Raw genomic sequence first — 14,343 nt, 5'->3', positions numbered from 1 at the left:
GCTGCGCTTCGCCGGTGCGCCGCCGTTGAATGTATGAAAAGACAAAAGACGCCGAAAATCAGATATGCCCGATTCTATCTTGCTGTGGCTTAAAAGTTTCATTCCTCCCAGAAACAACGTTGACCGCTTCGAACGCATGCGCTCCTGCGCGGGGAGCCTGTTCGGCATCCTGCTGGTGGGCTTGGCGAGTTATGCCATCCTGCCGCATGAAGCGCGGACCATTTGGCTGATCGCGCCCATGGGGGCATCGGCGGTGCTGCTGTTTGCGGTGCCATCCAGCCCGCTGGCGCAGCCGTGGTCCATCATCGGCGGCAATCTCAGCGCCGCGCTCATTGGGATCAGTTGCGCCAAATTGGTCCAGGAGCCGGCATTGGCTGCAGCGCTGGCCATTTCGTTGGCCATCGGCGCGATGTTTTTGTTGCGCTGCCTGCATCCGCCCAGCGGCGCCGTCGCCCTGACTGCGGTGCTGGGCGGGCCGGTGGTGCACGAGATGGGCTATCAGTTCGTATTGGCGCCGGTCGGTTTGAATTCGGTGCTGCTGTTGCTGGCGGCATTGTTCTTCAACAACGCCAGCGGCCGCCGCTATCCGCATGCCCAGCAGAGTGCCGCGCCGCATCCGCACCAGACCAGGGACGAATTGCCGATCACCCGGCTGGGTTTTTCGCATGAGGACCTGGACGAGGTGCTCAAGAGCTATAACCAGGTGATCGACATCGGCCGCGACGACCTGGAAGAGATTTTCATGCAAACCGAGATGCGCGCCTATCACCGCCGTTTCGGCGAGACGCGCTGCGCGGCGGTGATGTCGCGCGATGTCGTGGCGGTGGAGTTCGCCACCAGCCTGGACAACGCCTGGCGACTGTTGCAGAAGCATCGTCTGCGGGCGTTGCCCGTGATCGACCGGGGGCGGCATGTGATCGGCATCGTCAGCCGCAGCGATTTTCTTGAGCACGCCGGCGCGCAAGTGCATACCGGCCTGGCTGAGCAATTGCGCAAGCTGTTGCATCGCGTGCCGTTTTCCCATTCGGACAAGCCGGAAGTGGTCGGCCAGATCATGAGCCGGCCGGTGATTTCCGCCGGGGTGGATACGCCGCTGCTGGAGCTGGTGCCGCGCATGGCCGATGGCTTGCACCAGATCCCGGTGCTCGACGCCGAAGGCAAGCTGGCGGGCATGCTGACCCAGTCCGACATGATCGCCGCGTTGTATGAGAAGAATCTGGCGGCCGCGCGTGCGGCATCTGCCGGCGCCGGCTTGCGCAGTGCGGCTTGACAGGGTGGCCGGGGAGGGCGATTCTGCCCGGAACGGTTCCCAGCGATGCGTTGTTGTCGATGCGATATTCTTGAGGGAGGTGTGGTGAGAAAGTGTGCTTTGGCGGTTGCTATCGCCACGATGCTGGTTCTATCCGCTTGCGAGCGTAAGGGGGTTAATCCGCCCAAGCCGACGACATCGGCGTACGTCATGCCTGTGACGGCCTGAAAGGCGCGCCTGGCGGGAGTTATTGGAAAGGTGAATATCTGCTATTGCCACAATAAAGCAGACTCGACGGTGGCGCATCGCTATAGTTGCACCTGTCTCCTCCAATCTCCTCCTTAAGAAATTGGATTCAAGCCCGCAGCCGATTGGTTCGCGGGCTTTTTTTTGCCCGTTTCCCTTGGCGCGGACAGGCGATTTGATGGCGTCCGCGGCGAGCGGGCGCTTCTTGGTAAGATGGCGGCTGTTGCGCGGTCAGTCTGACGCGCTGCGCGCCGACCGGCTGCGCCTTGTGTTTTTCGTTTCAGAACCGTCCAATGTCCCCAACATCTCCGTCTTCCCCGCTTCCTGAGCGGCCCGATACGCCTTGTGTGGCGGTCTGTTCCACCACCTTTGACGACGTCTGCCGCGGTTGCGGGCGCACGGTCGATGAGGTGGCGCAATGGGTTTTCATGAATCCCGAGGAGCGCGAAGTGGTGTGGCAACGCATCCTGGCGCAGGGATATCCGCGCCGCAATTATTAAGTTGCCGGATTGAGTGCCGCGGGGTGGCCGAAAAAGCCGACGCCGGCCTGGCGCAGCATGTCGGTCAGCGCGATCAGCGGCAGCCCGGTAAGGGCGGTGGGGTCGTCGCTTTGTATGCTTTGCAGGATGGCAATGCCCAGGCCTTCGTTTTTTGCGCTGCCGGCGCAATCGTAGGGTTGCTCGATGCGCAGGTAGGCGTCGAGTTCGGCGTCCGGCAAGTCGCGGAATGTCACCAGGGTTTGCACGTTGCGTACTTGCGCGGCGGAGGCGGCATCGGATTGGCGGCCATCCCACAGGCACAATGCGGTGTGGAAGATGACCTGGCGGCCGCGCATTTTCTGCAGTTGTTTCAGTGCGTTGGCATGGTTGCCGGGCTTGCCGATCTGTTCGCCGTCCAGGGTCGCCACCTGGTCCGACCCGATCACCAGCGCCGCGCCGGCCCTGGCCGCGACCGCCGCCGCTTTTTCACGCGCCAGGCGCAAGGCGGTGGCATCGGGCGTTTCACCGGGATGCGGCGTTTCGTCGATATCCGGCACCATGGTGTCGAAGGGCAGGCCGAGGCGGCTGAGCAATTCTTTGCGATAGATCGAGCTGGATCCGAGGATCAGGCGTGTCGGTGTGGCGATAGGGGTGTCTTGCGGCATGGCGGCGGTGTTGTTGTGCGGATATTGATGTGGTCGGAAAGGCAAGATTGCCATCCAAATCCGGCCGAAAAGACGTTGCGCGGCGACAGCCAGGCGACAAATTCGCAGAAAGCGCGCTAACGCTTTGACTGGTAAGGAAATTTTCTGTTATTATCGCAGGTTTTCCGGATTGCAGCTTTGGATATGAATGCACTTGTGATCGACGCGTTCGAGTTTTGCCGGCTGAAACAGCAGGCCCAGGGCGAGATTCCGGTGGCTGAATTAGGTCGTCTGGCGCAAGAGACGGTTGACCGTTCCGGCACGATAAAGTGGGCTCTGGCCGGCGATATCGACAAGCTGGGACAGGCTCGACTTAGTCTGGCAGTGTCGGGTGCGGTTAATCTGATCTGTCAGCGTTGCCTGACGGCATTGCATTTCGAGATTGATTCGAAGTCGCTGCTGGTACTGGCAAAAGATGAGGCACAGGCCGACGCGATCGAGGAACTGGTCGACGATGACGAGATTGATGTCATCGTCGGTTCGGCAACCTTCGACGTAGCCAACCTGGTCGAGGATGAGGCGTTGCTTGCGCTGCCTGTGGCGCCCAAGCACGATGCCTGTCCCGGGGATGGTGTGGCGGCTGAAGCCAAAGGTACTGAGCGGGCCTCCCCGTTTGCAGTGCTGAAGAAGTTGAAGCAGTAATTGTTAGGGGATGTCCGGCAGGTGCCGGGCAGCAGCAGCCGGGTTGATGGAAACCTGAACCCGGTGTGTTAAAATTTTCAATCTTAAGGTTTAGGAGTAATCATGGCCGTTCAACAGAACAAAAAGACCCCGTCCAAGCGCGGTATGCATCGTGCACACGACTTTCTGACTGCACCCCCGCTGGCTGTCGAGCCGACGACTGGTGAAACCCACCTGCGTCACCACATCAGCCCGAACGGTTTCTACCGCGGTCGCAAAGTGCTGAAGACCAAGAACGACGAGTAATCTCATTTATTGAGCTTGCTGTTTTTGGAGAAAAGCGGCGCAATGAGCTTCCATTCCAGGAGGTTCATTTTGCGCCGCTTTTTTATGCCTGCGGCATTCGTGTTTGCGGGCAGGCCTGCCTGCTTGCCGGTACGTCAATTGCGTCCTGGCTTATGCGCGCCATTTTGAATGGTGCCCGATCTTGCCTCATAATGTGGGCTGGCAAGGCTCAGAATCAAATCGATGACCATCAAAATTTCAATTGACTGCATGGGTGGCGATCATGGCCCGTCAGTCACTCTCCCAGCCGCTGCCTCTTTCATCCGTCGTCAATCCGATGCGGAATTGATCCTGGTTGGCCAGGAAAGCGTACTGCAACCGCTGTTGAAAAAGTACAAGCTGGCCGGTGAGCCGCGCGTACAAATCCGCAATGCTTCCGAGGTGGTCACGATGGAAGACCCGATCGAAGTGGCTTTGCGCCGCAAAAAGGATTCTTCCATGCGCGTGGCAGTGACCCTGGTCAAGGAAGGCCAGGCGCATGCCGCGGTGTCGGCCGGCAATACCGGCGCGCTGATGGCGGTATCCCGCTACGTACTCAAAACCCTGCCGGGCGTGGACCGGCCCGCCATCTGCACCATCCTGCCGAACCAGAAGGATGGCCCTACCTACATGCTCGACCTGGGCGCCAACGTCGATTGCGAGCCCCAGCATTTACATCAATTTGCCTTGATGGGTTCGGCCCTGGTGTCGGTGATGGAGGGCAAGCCCAAGCCGACGATCGGCTTGCTCAATGTCGGCGAAGAGGACATCAAGGGCAATGAACTGGTCAAGGAAACCGCAGGATTGCTGCGGGCGGATCATGAGAAGGGTATCCTCAACTTCTACGGCAACGTGGAAGGCAATGACATTTTCGAAGGCACGACCGACCTGGTCGTCTGCGACGGTTTCGTCGGCAACGTCACGCTGAAGGCTTCGGAAGGCCTGGGGCGTTTCGTCAAGTCCGTGCTGACATCTGAATTCAAGAAGGGCCTGATCAACAAGCTCGGCGCGCTTATCGCCTATGGCGCGATCAAGGCGCTGTCGCGCCGCCTCAATCCTTCCCGTTACAATGGCGCCAGCCTGCTGGGACTGAGGGGGCTGGTGTTCAAGAGTCATGGCGGCGCCGACGTGTATGCCTTTGAATGGGCCATCCGCCGCGCGTATGATGCCGCCAAGTACGACGTGCTCTCGCGCATCGGCGCGAGCATGGCGGAATTGATGCCCCAGGGACAGGGGCTCCCGGCCGGGACGGCCGTCGCGGCTGCGGAGCCCGCGGTGGTGCAGGCCTCGCTGCAACAACCGAACTAACAGAGCAAAAAACGGTATGACTATTTATAGCAAAATCGTCGGGACAGGAAGTTACCTGCCGGCCAAGCGCGTGACCAACAACGAACTGGCCGCGCAACTGGCGCAGCAGGGCATCGAGACTTCGGATGAATGGATCGTCACGCGCAGCGGCATTTCCGCGCGCCACTATGCGGAGCCAACCCAGCTTTCCAGCGACCTTGCGCTGGCGGCGGCGCAGCGTGCGCTGGAAGCGGCCGGCATGCAGGCCAACGACATCGACCTGATCATCCTGGCGACATCGACGCCGGACCACCTGGGCGGTTTCCCCAGCACGGCCTGTGTGGTGCAGCACAAGCTCGGCATCACCAACGGCTCGCCGGCGATGGACGTGCAGGCGGTGTGCAGCGGCTTCGTCTACGCGATGTCGGTGGCCGACAGCTTCATCAAGTCCGGCGCGCACAAGAACGTGCTGGTGATCGGCACGGAAGTGTTTTCGCGCATCCTCGACTTCAAGGACCGCACCACCTGCGTGCTGTTCGGCGACGGCGCCGGCGCGGTGGTGATGAGCGCATCGGGCGAGCCGGGCGTGCTGGCATCCAAGTTGCATGCCGATGGCAGCCATGGCCACATCCTGTGCGTGCCGGGCAGCGTCGACAATGGCGCCGTGGCCGGCAGCGCTTACCTGTACATGGACGGCCCGGCGGTGTTCAAGCTGGCGGTGTCGGTGCTGGACAAGGTCGCCCGCGAGACGCTGGCGGCTGCCAAGGTCGATGCTTCCGAGATCGACTGGCTGATTCCGCACCAGGCCAATATCCGCATCATGCAAGGCACCGCCAAGAAACTGGGGCTGCCGCTTGAGAAGATGGTGGTCACCGTCGGCGAGCACGGGAACACCTCGGCCGCTTCGATCCCGCTGGCGCTGGACCAGGCGGTGCGCGATGGCCGCATCAAGCCGGGCCATACCGTCATGATGGAAGGCGTGGGCGGCGGTTTCACCTGGGGCGCCGTGCTTGCCCGAATGTAAGGCGGAAGCGCTGCCCGGGCCGTCGCATGGCGGTTTCATGGGTGGCGTTTCGTTTTCTGTTTCATCCAACCTCAATCAAATCCAAGCATGACAAAATTTGCTTTTGTTTTCCCGGGGCAAGGTTCTCAGGCGATCGGGATGCTCAATGGTTTCGCCGATAACGAAGCCGTTCGCCAGACCGTGGCCGAAGCGTCCGATGCATTGCAGTTCGACCTGGGCAAGCTGATCGCCGAAGGTCCCAAGGAAGACCTCGACCTGACCACCAATACGCAGCCGGTCATGCTGACCGCCGCCGTGGCGTTCTACCGCGCCTGGCTGGCCGCCGGCGGCCAGGCCCCGGCGCTGGTGGCCGGCCACAGCCTGGGCGAATACTCCGCGCTGGTAGCCGCTGGCGTGATCCAGTTCAAGGATGCGGTGCCGCTGGTGCGCTTTCGCGCCCAGGCCATGCAGGAAGCCGTGCCGGTCGGGCAGGGCGGCATGGCGGCCATCCTCGGCTTGTCCGACGACGACGTGCGCGCCGCCTGTGCGGAAGCGGCGCAGTCGGAGGTGGTCGAGGCCGTCAACTTCAACGCGCCGGCGCAAGTCGTGATCGCCGGCCACAAGGGCGCTGTCGAGCGCGCCTGTGAGATTGCCAAGGCCAAAGGCGCCAAGCGTGCGCTGGCGTTGCCGGTGTCGGCGCCGTTCCACTCGTCGCTGCTCAAGCCGGCATCGGATCGGCTGCAGGCCTACCTGGCCAATGTGGCATTCGCCGCGCCGCAGATTCCGGTCATCAACAACGTCGACGTGGCGGTGCTCAATGAGCCCACCGCCATCAAGGATGCGCTGGTGCGCCAGGCGGCCAGTGCGGTGCGCTGGGTCGAGACCATCCAGAAGATGGGCTCCGACGGCATCACCCATGTCATCGAATGCGGTCCGGGCAAGGTGCTGACCGGCCTGACCAAGCGTATCAACGGCGAACTGATCGGCGAAGCCATCGTCGACCAGGCGTCCCTCGAAAAAGTATTGGAGCTGCTCAAGTGAGTGCACAGAATCTGCAAGGACAAGTCGCGCTGGTCACCGGCGCATCGCGCGGCATCGGCCGCGCCATCGCGGTGGAGTTGGCACGGCAGGGCGCCAAGGTGGTGGGTACCGCCACGTCGGAAGCCGGCGCTGCGGCCATCAGCGAATATCTCAACGCCCTGCAGCCGGAGTGCGGCAAGGGTTTGGTGCTCAATGTCAACGATGCCGCCGCTTGTACCGCCATCGTCGAGCAGGTGCAGAAGGATTACGGTTCGCTGTCGATCCTGGTCAACAACGCCGGCATTACCCAGGACCAGTTGGCCATGCGCATGAAAGACGAGGAGTGGGACAGCGTGATCGCCACCAACCTGACCGCCGTGGGCCGCCTGTCGCGCGCGGTGCTGCGCGGTATGATGAAGGCCAGGCACGGCCGCATCATCAGCATCACTTCGGTGGTGGGCGAGGCCGGCAACCCCGGCCAGATGAATTATGCCGCCGCCAAGGCCGGCGTGGCGGGCATGAGCCGTGCATTGGCGCGCGAGATCGGCAGTCGTAACATCACCGTCAACTGCGTGGCGCCCGGTTTTATCGATACCGACATGACCAAGGCGCTGAACGAGCAGCAATCGGCCGCGATCCTGCAGCAGATCCCGCTGGGCCGCCTGGGCGCTGCCGAAGAAGTGGCGGCGGCGGTGGCCTTCCTGGCTTCGCCGCAGGCTGGCTACATCACCGGCAGCACGCTGAATGTGAATGGCGGCATGTACATGGGTTAATCCTGTGCCAAGGGATTGATCTGAATCCTTTTGGCGCATTTTGTTTGAAGTTAAGCTGGACTTGGCGCAATCTTGCCGAGAATAGTTAAAAGTAAATTTTCCCCGCGCAAACCTGCTAAAATGCGCGCACTTTTGTAACCTATCTATCCCTCTGGAGGAACAATATGTCCGATATCGAACAACGCGTTAAGAAGATCGTCGCTGAGCAACTGGGCGTCGCTGAAGCCGACATCAAGAACGAATCGTCGTTCGTTGACGACCTGGGCGCCGACTCCCTCGACACCGTCGAGCTGGTCATGGCCCTGGAAGATGAGTTCGAAATGGAAATCCCTGACGAGCAGGCAGAGAAGATCACCACCGTGCAACAGGCGATCGACTACGCCAAGTCGCAAGTCAAGGCCTGATAAGGGCTTTGGACCCAGTTTGTAGGAGAATTGCTTGAGCCGCACTCGTGAACGTCGTGTAGTCATTACCGGCCTGGGGTGCATTTCACCTGTCGGCAACAATATCGCCGATACGTGGAGTGCCATCAAGGAAGGCAAGTCCGGCATCGCCACCATCACCAAGTTCGACGCTTCGCCATTCACCACGCACTTTGCGGGTGAGGTGAAGGGCTTCAATATCGAGGATTACATCCCCGCCAAAGAAGCGCGTCACATGGATACATTCATCCATTATGGGATGGCAGCCGGTATCCAGGCCATTGAAAACAGTGGTTTGACGGTAACGGACGAGAATGCCGAGCGTATCGGCGTCATGATCGGTTCCGGTATCGGTGGCCTGCCCCTGATCGAAGAAACCCATGCGGAGCTGACTAACCGCGGCCCGCGCCGCATCAGCCCGTTCTTCATCCCGGCCTCGATCATCAACATGATCTCCGGCAACCTGTCGATCAAGTACGGCATGAAGGGCCCCAACCTGGCCATCGTGACCGCTTGCACCACCGGTTTGCATTGCATCGGCGCATCCGCGCGCATGATCATGTACGGCGATGCCGACGTGATGATCGCCGGCGGCGCCGAGTCCAGCGTTTCGCCGCTGGGCATCGGCGGCTTTGCCTCGGCGCGCGCGCTGTCGACCCGCAACGATGATCCCGCCACCGCGTCCCGTCCGTGGGACAAGGACCGCGACGGCTTCGTGCTGGGCGAAGGCGCCGGCGTGATGGTGCTCGAAGAGTATGAGCATGCCAAGGCACGCGGCGCGACGATCTATGCCGAGCTGCTGGGCTTCGGCATGAGCGGCGACGCCTACCATATGACCGCGCCGAACCTGGATGGCCCGCGCCGTTGCGTGCTCAACGCGCTGCGCGACGCCGGCGTCAATCCGGATGAGGTGCAGTACCTGAATGCGCACGGTACCTCGACCCCGCTGGGCGACAAGAATGAAACCGAGGCGATCAAGGCCGCGTTCGGTGACCACGCCTACAAGATGGTGGTCAATTCGACCAAGTCGATGACCGGCCACCTGCTGGGCGGCGCCGGCGGCCTGGAAACGGTGCTGACGGTCTTGGCTGTGCATCACCAGATCTCGCCGCCGACGATGAACATCGTCAATCAGGATCCGGAGTGCGATCTTGATTATTGTGCGAATCAGGCGCGTGATCTGAAAATCGATATTGCCGTAAAGAACTCTTTCGGCTTCGGTGGCACCAACGGTACACTGGTTATCGGCAAGATGTAAAATGCTGTGCCCGGCTTTCAGGTGAAAGCCGGGTTTGTCATTTTGATGGCGTCTTATGTCGACCATAGCAGTCTCTGCGGATATCAAACCTTCCCGTTTGCTTTTGCTGGTCATGGCCTTCGCCTGCCTGTGCGTGGCGTTGATCGGCGTTGCGGTGTGCCTGTTGCTGCCGGGACAATTTTCCTGGCCGCTGCGCGGCATGCTGGCGGCAGTTTGTCTTATCGCTGCGGCCGTTGCACTGTATCTTGTCTTGCGTGGCCGCAAGACCATCTGGCTGCATATATCCGCTACCGGCCAGATCCGCGTTGTGGAGCATCTCATCAGCAGCAGTAGCGCCCGGGCCAAGCCGCAGGTAATGAAGGCCGGCCTGGCCCAGCTGCTGGCTGGCACCACGGTTTGGCCTGGCATGCTGTTTTTGCGCCTGCGCCTGGAAAATGGCAAGACCCGCACCATCCCGATCTTGTCGGACTCTGTCTCCGAGGATACATTCAGGGCGCTGTCCGTGGCATGTCGCTGGTTGATCAGCCACAATATGGCCAAAGCCCAGATGCTGGAAAAATAGGTCGATAAAGCTTGAAAATTGCCAAATCGGAATCATCTGGTTGAGGGCAATAGCCACAGAAAAACAAGGCGATAAAAGAACAAGGAATCCGGTTTGACGACAGAACGCGAAATAGACCAGCTGCTTGTTGAGCGCGTCCAGCGTGGCGACAAGAAGGCGTTCGAGCTATTGGTGGTCAAGTATCAACGCAAGCTGATGCGCCTGGTGTCGCGGCTCGTGCGCGACCAGGCGGAGGCCGAGGACGTAGTGCAGGAAGCTTTTATCAAGGCTTACCGCGCGCTGCCGCAATTTCGCGGCGACTCGGCCTTTTATACCTGGCTTTATCGCATCGGCATCAATACCGCGAAAAATTATCTCGTCACTTTGGGAAGGCGAGCTCCAACTTCTACGGAAGCGGACGCTGAAGAAGCGGAAACTTTTGACGATGGAGATCACCTAAGGGACATCAACACTCCTGAGTCGATGTTGGCCACCAAGCAGATTGCGCAGACGGTCAACGTGGCGATGGAGGCATTGCCGGAAGAATTACGTACTGCCATCACGTTGCGCGAGATCGAGGGGTTGAGCTACGACGAGATTGCAGATGCGATGAATTGTCCGATCGGCACCGTGCGCAGCCGGATTTTCCGTGCGCGCGAGGCAATCGCCGAGAAGTTGCGTCCGTTGCTGGATACGGCAGCAGACAAGCGCTGGTGACGCTGCTGGCAATGTTGTTGATAAGAAGCAAAATAATAAAGCGGGTATGGAACTAAGATTTTTGCCGGGTGACTGCTTATGGATGCCAAAGTAACAACCAGAGAACAGATCTCTACGCTTGCCGATGGCGAGCTGAGTTCTGAAGAGATGACTATTGCCCTCGCGGCTTTGCGTTCGTCGCAAGATGGACGTGAAGCCTGGGAGGTCTACCACCAGATCGGGGATGTCCTGCGCTCCGAAGAAATGGACATCTCGTTGAGTGCCGGCTTTTCGGCCAAAATGAGCGCTTTGCTGGACGCGGAACCTGCGATCGTGGCGCCCCAGGCGTCTGCGGACGTGACGAGGGCGGTTGCTGCCGTGTCGTCCGTGGCTGCCAACGGCGATCACCAGGCGGTGCGCCCGCGTGGCCGGAACCGCTTTTTCCTGCCGGGCGCCGCCGCGGCTGCCGCTGTCGTGGCTGCCGTATTCGTGGCGATGCCGCAGCAGGCTGTCGTGACTGCCGATTCCGGGGCTTCCCCGGTGCAGGTCGCCGTCGCGCCGGTCATCGTGCCGTCGGCGCTTTCGACTGTGTCGGCTGGCGGCGCGGCGGGAGACGGTGCACAAAACGTCACCCAGTTGAGCACGCTGGCCCAGCAAGGTGAAGTCAAGCGCGATCCGCGCATTGACGATTACCTCTTCGCCCACCAGCGCTTCTCGCCATCGTACAGTTCGGCGCAATATGCACGTTCTGCCGCCTTCTCGGTTGGCGCCGATAAATAATATGCGGCGAACAGGGCGTTTGCTCAGGCTACTTCCATTCCTCTCCGCCTTACTCGTACTGTCCGCCCAAGCTGCGGACAGTACGCCACCACCGGCCACGGCGCCATCGGCCTCCTCGGAGGCAGCCCGGGTACAGCTGAAGAAGATCCAGTCCGCGGCGCAGCGCCTCAGCTACTCGGGGACTTTCGTCTATCAGCAAGCCAGCCAGATGCGTACTTCACGCATTACGCACATCCTGGCCGGCAAGAGCGAACTGGAAAAGCTCGAAGTGCTGGACGGCAAGCCGCGTGAATATCTCCGCAACAACGATGATGTCGCCTGCTACATTCCGGACGCCAAGACGGTCCTGGTCGAAAAACGCGTCACGCGCGATGTTTTTCCCGCCATTTTGGGTGCCAATCCGGAAGACCTGGTCAACCATTACAATCTGAGCATGGGCGGGGATGAGCGGGTGGCCGGCCGGGATTGCCAGGCGATCGTGCTGGAGCCCAAGGACAAGCTGCGTTATGGTTACCGCTTCTGGGCCGACAAGAGTTCCGGCCTGTTGCTGCGGGCGCAGACGCTGGACGGCAAGGGGGACGTCGTCGAGCAGATTTCCTTTACCCAGATTGAAATCGGCCCGATCGACCGTGCGCGGATACGTCCCAGCTATGCCGATACGCGTGGCTGGCGCATTGAGAAGGCTGCGATGAGTTCGGTTGACCTGTCGGGCTGGAACGTCACGCCGCCGCCGGGATTTCGCAAGATCCAGGAAGTGCGCAGGCTGATTTCCGATACGGCTGGCGAGGCTGCGTCGCCGGCCCAGAGCCGGGCGGCCGAGCGTGAAGTATCGCAGATTGTGTTTTCCGACGGACTGGCAGCCATTTCGGTGTTTATCGAAGCTGGCGGCCAGAATCGTAATGAGGGGGCAATCCAGCAAGGAGCGCTGAATATCGTCGGCCGGCGCCAAGGCGATTACTGGCTGACTGTGGTGGGGGAAGTACCTGCTGCCGCGATCCGCCAGGTTTCTGATTCGATCGAGCTAAAAACCAAATAGAAGAGAACGTTGCAATGACATCACTGAAGAAAACCATCGTCGGTTGCTCACTGCTGGCAGCCTCTGTTTTTGTGGCCGTTCCCGCAATATCCGCGCCGCCGGCCGTGGTGGCGCCAAGCGTTGCGGCGTTGCCCGATTTTGCCGATATCGTCGACCGCACCGGTCCAGGCGTGGTCAACATTCGCACCACCGAACGTGTGCGTAATGGCGGCCAGGCGCAAGGGGGCATCGACGACCCCGAGATGCAGGAATTTTTCCGCCGTTTCTTCGGCATTCCCATTCCGCGCCAGCAGCAACCGGGCACACCCCGCGGCAATGGCAGGCAGGGTGGCCAAGGCCAGCAGGAAGAGGTGCCGCGTGGCGTAGGATCCGGTTTCATCATTTCGGCGGACGGTTTTATCCTGACCAACGCCCACGTAGTGGATGGCGCCAGCGACGTTTATGTGACGCTGACCGACAAGCGTGAATTCAAGGCCAAGATCGTTGGCGCCGATACCCGCACCGACGTTGCCGTGCTGAAGATCGACGGCAGCAACCTGCCGCGCCTGGCGATGGGCGACTCCGACAAGATCCGCGCCGGCGAGTGGGTGCTGGCGATCGGTTCGCCGTTCGGCCTGGAAAACACCGTGACGGCCGGCATCGTTTCGGCCAAGGCGCGCGATACCGGCGATTACCTGCCGCTGATCCAGACCGACGTGGCGGTCAATCCCGGCAACTCGGGCGGCCCGTTGATCAACCTCAAGGGCGAGGTGATCGGCATCAATTCGCAGATCTACAGCCGCTCGGGCGGCTTCATGGGCATCTCGTTCGCGGTGCCCATCGATGAGGCGCTGCGTGTGGCCGAGCAATTGAAATCCAGCGGCCGCGTCACGCGAGGACGCATCGGCGTGCAGATTGGCGAAGTCACCAAGGATGTGGCCGAGTCGCTCGGCCTGGCGCGTGCGCAAGGCGCGCTGGTGCAGCGCGTCGAGCCGGATGGCCCGGCCGCGAAGGCCGGCCTGGAAGCCGGCGATATCATCCTGAAATACAACGGCGCCGCCATCGAGCGGCCGAGCGACCTGCCGCGCATGGTCGGCGCCACCAAGCCGGGCGCCAAGGCGACCGTGAATATCTGGCGCAAGGGCAGCGCGCGCGACGTCAGCGTGACCGTGGTGGAGCTGGAGGCCGACAAGCCGGCCAAGTCGGCTGACGAGAAGAAGGCCAAGCCGGACAACACCCCGAATGCGCTGGGTCTGGTCGTCAGCGATCTCTCCGAGGCGCAGAAGAAGGAACTCAAGGCGGACAACGGCGTGCTGGTTGAAGCGGCAAGCGGCGCCGCCGCTGCTGCGGGTATCCGTCCCGGCGATGTCGTGCAGCGCCTCAACGACGTCGATATCAGGGACGCCAAGCAATTCAACCAATTGGTGGCCAAGCTGGATCCCAAGAAGCGCGCGGCGGTATTGATCCGCCGTGGAGATTCATCGCAATTCGTGCCGCTGCGGCCTAGCGGCGGCAACTAAGGCCGACAGGCAAAAGCGCGCCGTCGGCGCAAGGGCTGCACAGCGTGGTTTGCAGCCCTTTTTTATTGTCTGAACCGGGTGGGCAAGAGGCAAGATGGCCGATACGCTTCGTTTCGTGATTTATTCCCGCAGTTATTGCCATCTGTGCGATGACTTGCGCCAAGCCTTGCAGGCCAGGCTTGGCGGCCGTGCGGCCGATATCGAGATGGTGGATGTCGATGCGGATGCTGGCTTGGTGGCGCGCTATGACGAACTGGTGCCGGTGCTGATGGCGCAGCAGCGTGATGGCCAATGGTTGCAACTTTGCCATTATTTTCTGGATGAATCTCGCTTGCAGGCCTTTATCGATGGTTTCGACGCCCCAGGCGCCGATGCGCGATAGGATTTTTCATCCGCGAAGAGCAC

17 protein-coding genes are annotated in these 14,343 nt (G+C 61.0%); 16 read left to right on the top strand and 1 reads right to left on the bottom strand.

Features of this window, described 5'->3' with window-relative positions:
• Positions 1 to 64: 64 nt before the first annotated feature.
• Both FB597_RS17095 and FB597_RS17090 read left to right on the top strand, forming a co-directional pair.
• Positions 65 to 1,270, top strand: coding sequence for an HPP family protein (locus FB597_RS17095; protein ID WP_141915936.1), 1,206 nt, complete (start codon positions 65 to 67; stop codon positions 1,268 to 1,270).
• A 518-nt stretch (positions 1,271 to 1,788) separates the two neighbouring features.
• A complete protein-coding gene (locus FB597_RS17090) occupies positions 1,789 to 1,995 on the top strand; it encodes a DUF1289 domain-containing protein (protein WP_141915934.1) in 207 nt (68 codons plus the stop codon).
• Here the strand turns inward: FB597_RS17090 and FB597_RS17085 are convergent.
• The gene (locus tag FB597_RS17085; protein WP_141916100.1) at positions 1,992 to 2,639 is read right to left on the bottom strand and encodes a Maf family nucleotide pyrophosphatase; all 648 of its coding nucleotides are present in this window, start codon (positions 2,637 to 2,639) and stop codon (positions 1,992 to 1,994) included. The two genes, FB597_RS17090 and FB597_RS17085, sit on opposite strands and share 4 nt — an antisense overlap.
• 183 nt (positions 2,640 to 2,822) lie before the next feature.
• Here FB597_RS17085 and FB597_RS17080 point away from each other — a divergent pair, with 183 nt between their 5' ends.
• The 14 genes from FB597_RS17080 to FB597_RS17015 all read left to right on the top strand — a co-directional run bounded on the left by FB597_RS17080 (position 2,823) and on the right by FB597_RS17015 (position 14,320).
• The gene (locus tag FB597_RS17080) at positions 2,823 to 3,320 is read left to right on the top strand and encodes a DUF177 domain-containing protein (RefSeq protein ID WP_141915932.1); all 498 of its coding nucleotides are present in this window, start codon (positions 2,823 to 2,825) and stop codon (positions 3,318 to 3,320) included.
• 102 nt (positions 3,321 to 3,422) lie between these two features.
• Entirely contained in the window at positions 3,423 to 3,605 is a 183-nt protein-coding gene (rpmF, locus tag FB597_RS17075; protein ID WP_006463510.1) for a 50S ribosomal protein L32, read from the top strand.
• Positions 3,606 to 3,827: 222 nt separating this feature from the next.
• Positions 3,828 to 4,931 (top strand): phosphate acyltransferase PlsX, encoded by a 1,104-nt coding sequence (plsX, locus tag FB597_RS17070; protein WP_141915930.1) that lies wholly within the window; start codon positions 3,828 to 3,830, stop codon positions 4,929 to 4,931.
• Between the two features lie 16 nt (positions 4,932 to 4,947).
• A complete protein-coding gene (locus FB597_RS17065; RefSeq protein ID WP_144770185.1) occupies positions 4,948 to 5,934 on the top strand; it encodes a beta-ketoacyl-ACP synthase III in 987 nt (328 codons plus the stop codon).
• 87 nt (positions 5,935 to 6,021) lie between these two features.
• Positions 6,022 to 6,954: an ACP S-malonyltransferase gene (fabD, locus tag FB597_RS17060; protein WP_144770184.1), complete on the top strand. Its 933-nt coding sequence runs from the start codon at positions 6,022 to 6,024 to the stop codon at positions 6,952 to 6,954.
• Entirely contained in the window at positions 6,951 to 7,706 is a 756-nt protein-coding gene (gene fabG, locus FB597_RS17055) for a 3-oxoacyl-ACP reductase FabG (RefSeq protein WP_141915924.1), read from the top strand. Before fabD ends, fabG begins: the two co-directional genes overlap by 4 nt.
• A 164-nt stretch (positions 7,707 to 7,870) precedes the next feature.
• Complete coding sequence (gene acpP / locus FB597_RS17050; RefSeq protein WP_006463505.1) at positions 7,871 to 8,110, top strand: acyl carrier protein; 240 nt, start codon at positions 7,871 to 7,873, stop codon at positions 8,108 to 8,110.
• A 34-nt stretch (positions 8,111 to 8,144) separates the two neighbouring features.
• A complete protein-coding gene (gene fabF / locus FB597_RS17045; protein ID WP_141915922.1) occupies positions 8,145 to 9,386 on the top strand; it encodes a beta-ketoacyl-ACP synthase II in 1,242 nt (413 codons plus the stop codon).
• Positions 9,387 to 9,441: 55 nt separating this feature from the next.
• A complete protein-coding gene (locus FB597_RS17040; RefSeq protein WP_144770183.1) occupies positions 9,442 to 9,948 on the top strand; it encodes a protein YgfX in 507 nt (168 codons plus the stop codon).
• Positions 9,949 to 10,041: 93 nt separating this feature from the next.
• Positions 10,042 to 10,644, top strand: a complete 603-nt coding sequence (gene rpoE, locus FB597_RS17035; protein ID WP_050466386.1) for an RNA polymerase sigma factor RpoE — start codon at positions 10,042 to 10,044, stop codon at positions 10,642 to 10,644.
• Positions 10,645 to 10,722: 78 nt separating this feature from the next.
• Positions 10,723 to 11,403: a sigma-E factor negative regulatory protein gene (locus FB597_RS17030; RefSeq protein ID WP_144770182.1), complete on the top strand. Its 681-nt coding sequence runs from the start codon at positions 10,723 to 10,725 to the stop codon at positions 11,401 to 11,403.
• Entirely contained in the window at positions 11,363 to 12,439 is a 1,077-nt protein-coding gene (locus tag FB597_RS17025) for a MucB/RseB C-terminal domain-containing protein (RefSeq protein ID WP_370454715.1), read from the top strand. The genes FB597_RS17030 and FB597_RS17025 overlap by 41 nt, the downstream gene beginning before the upstream one ends.
• A gap of 14 nt (positions 12,440 to 12,453) precedes the next feature.
• On the top strand, positions 12,454 to 13,938 hold the full coding sequence (locus FB597_RS17020; RefSeq protein ID WP_144770180.1) for a DegQ family serine endoprotease: 1,485 nt from the start codon (positions 12,454 to 12,456) through the stop codon (positions 13,936 to 13,938).
• A 94-nt stretch (positions 13,939 to 14,032) separates the two neighbouring features.
• Complete coding sequence (locus FB597_RS17015) at positions 14,033 to 14,320, top strand: glutaredoxin family protein (protein WP_144770179.1); 288 nt, start codon at positions 14,033 to 14,035, stop codon at positions 14,318 to 14,320.
• The last annotated feature ends 23 nt before the right edge of the window (positions 14,321 to 14,343 follow it).

Source organism: Herbaspirillum sp. SJZ099 (genome assembly GCF_007828355.1).
GTDB lineage: Bacteria > Pseudomonadota > Gammaproteobacteria > Burkholderiales > Burkholderiaceae_D > Herbaspirillum.
The sequence above is the reverse complement of the archived record's forward strand: the minus strand, read 5'-3'. Positions and strand labels throughout refer to the sequence as shown.

Excerpts from the sequence above, each read along its gene's own strand:
- FB597_RS17040 (WP_144770183.1), top strand. The coding sequence starts at position 9,442 with ATGTCGACCATAGCAGTCTCTGCGGATATCAAACCTTCCCGTTTGCTT.
- FB597_RS17030 (WP_144770182.1), top strand. The coding sequence starts at position 10,723 with ATGGATGCCAAAGTAACAACCAGAGAACAGATCTCTACGCTTGCCGAT.
- FB597_RS17015 (WP_144770179.1), top strand. The coding sequence starts at position 14,033 with ATGGCCGATACGCTTCGTTTCGTGATTTATTCCCGCAGTTATTGCCAT.
- FB597_RS17025 (WP_370454715.1), top strand. The coding sequence starts at position 11,363 with ATGCACGTTCTGCCGCCTTCTCGGTTGGCGCCGATAAATAATATGCGG.
- fabD (WP_144770184.1), top strand. The coding sequence starts at position 6,022 with ATGACAAAATTTGCTTTTGTTTTCCCGGGGCAAGGTTCTCAGGCGATC.
- FB597_RS17085 (WP_141916100.1), bottom strand. The coding sequence starts at position 2,639 with ATGCCGCAAGACACCCCTATCGCCACACCGACACGCCTGATCCTCGGA.
- FB597_RS17095 (WP_141915936.1), top strand. The coding sequence starts at position 65 with ATGCCCGATTCTATCTTGCTGTGGCTTAAAAGTTTCATTCCTCCCAGA.
- FB597_RS17020 (WP_144770180.1), top strand. The coding sequence starts at position 12,454 with ATGACATCACTGAAGAAAACCATCGTCGGTTGCTCACTGCTGGCAGCC.
- rpmF (WP_006463510.1), top strand. The coding sequence starts at position 3,423 with ATGGCCGTTCAACAGAACAAAAAGACCCCGTCCAAGCGCGGTATGCAT.
- FB597_RS17090 (WP_141915934.1), top strand. The coding sequence starts at position 1,789 with ATGTCCCCAACATCTCCGTCTTCCCCGCTTCCTGAGCGGCCCGATACG.
- acpP (WP_006463505.1), top strand. The coding sequence starts at position 7,871 with ATGTCCGATATCGAACAACGCGTTAAGAAGATCGTCGCTGAGCAACTG.
- FB597_RS17065 (WP_144770185.1), top strand. The coding sequence starts at position 4,948 with ATGACTATTTATAGCAAAATCGTCGGGACAGGAAGTTACCTGCCGGCC.
- plsX (WP_141915930.1), top strand. The coding sequence starts at position 3,828 with ATGACCATCAAAATTTCAATTGACTGCATGGGTGGCGATCATGGCCCG.
- FB597_RS17080 (WP_141915932.1), top strand. The coding sequence starts at position 2,823 with ATGAATGCACTTGTGATCGACGCGTTCGAGTTTTGCCGGCTGAAACAG.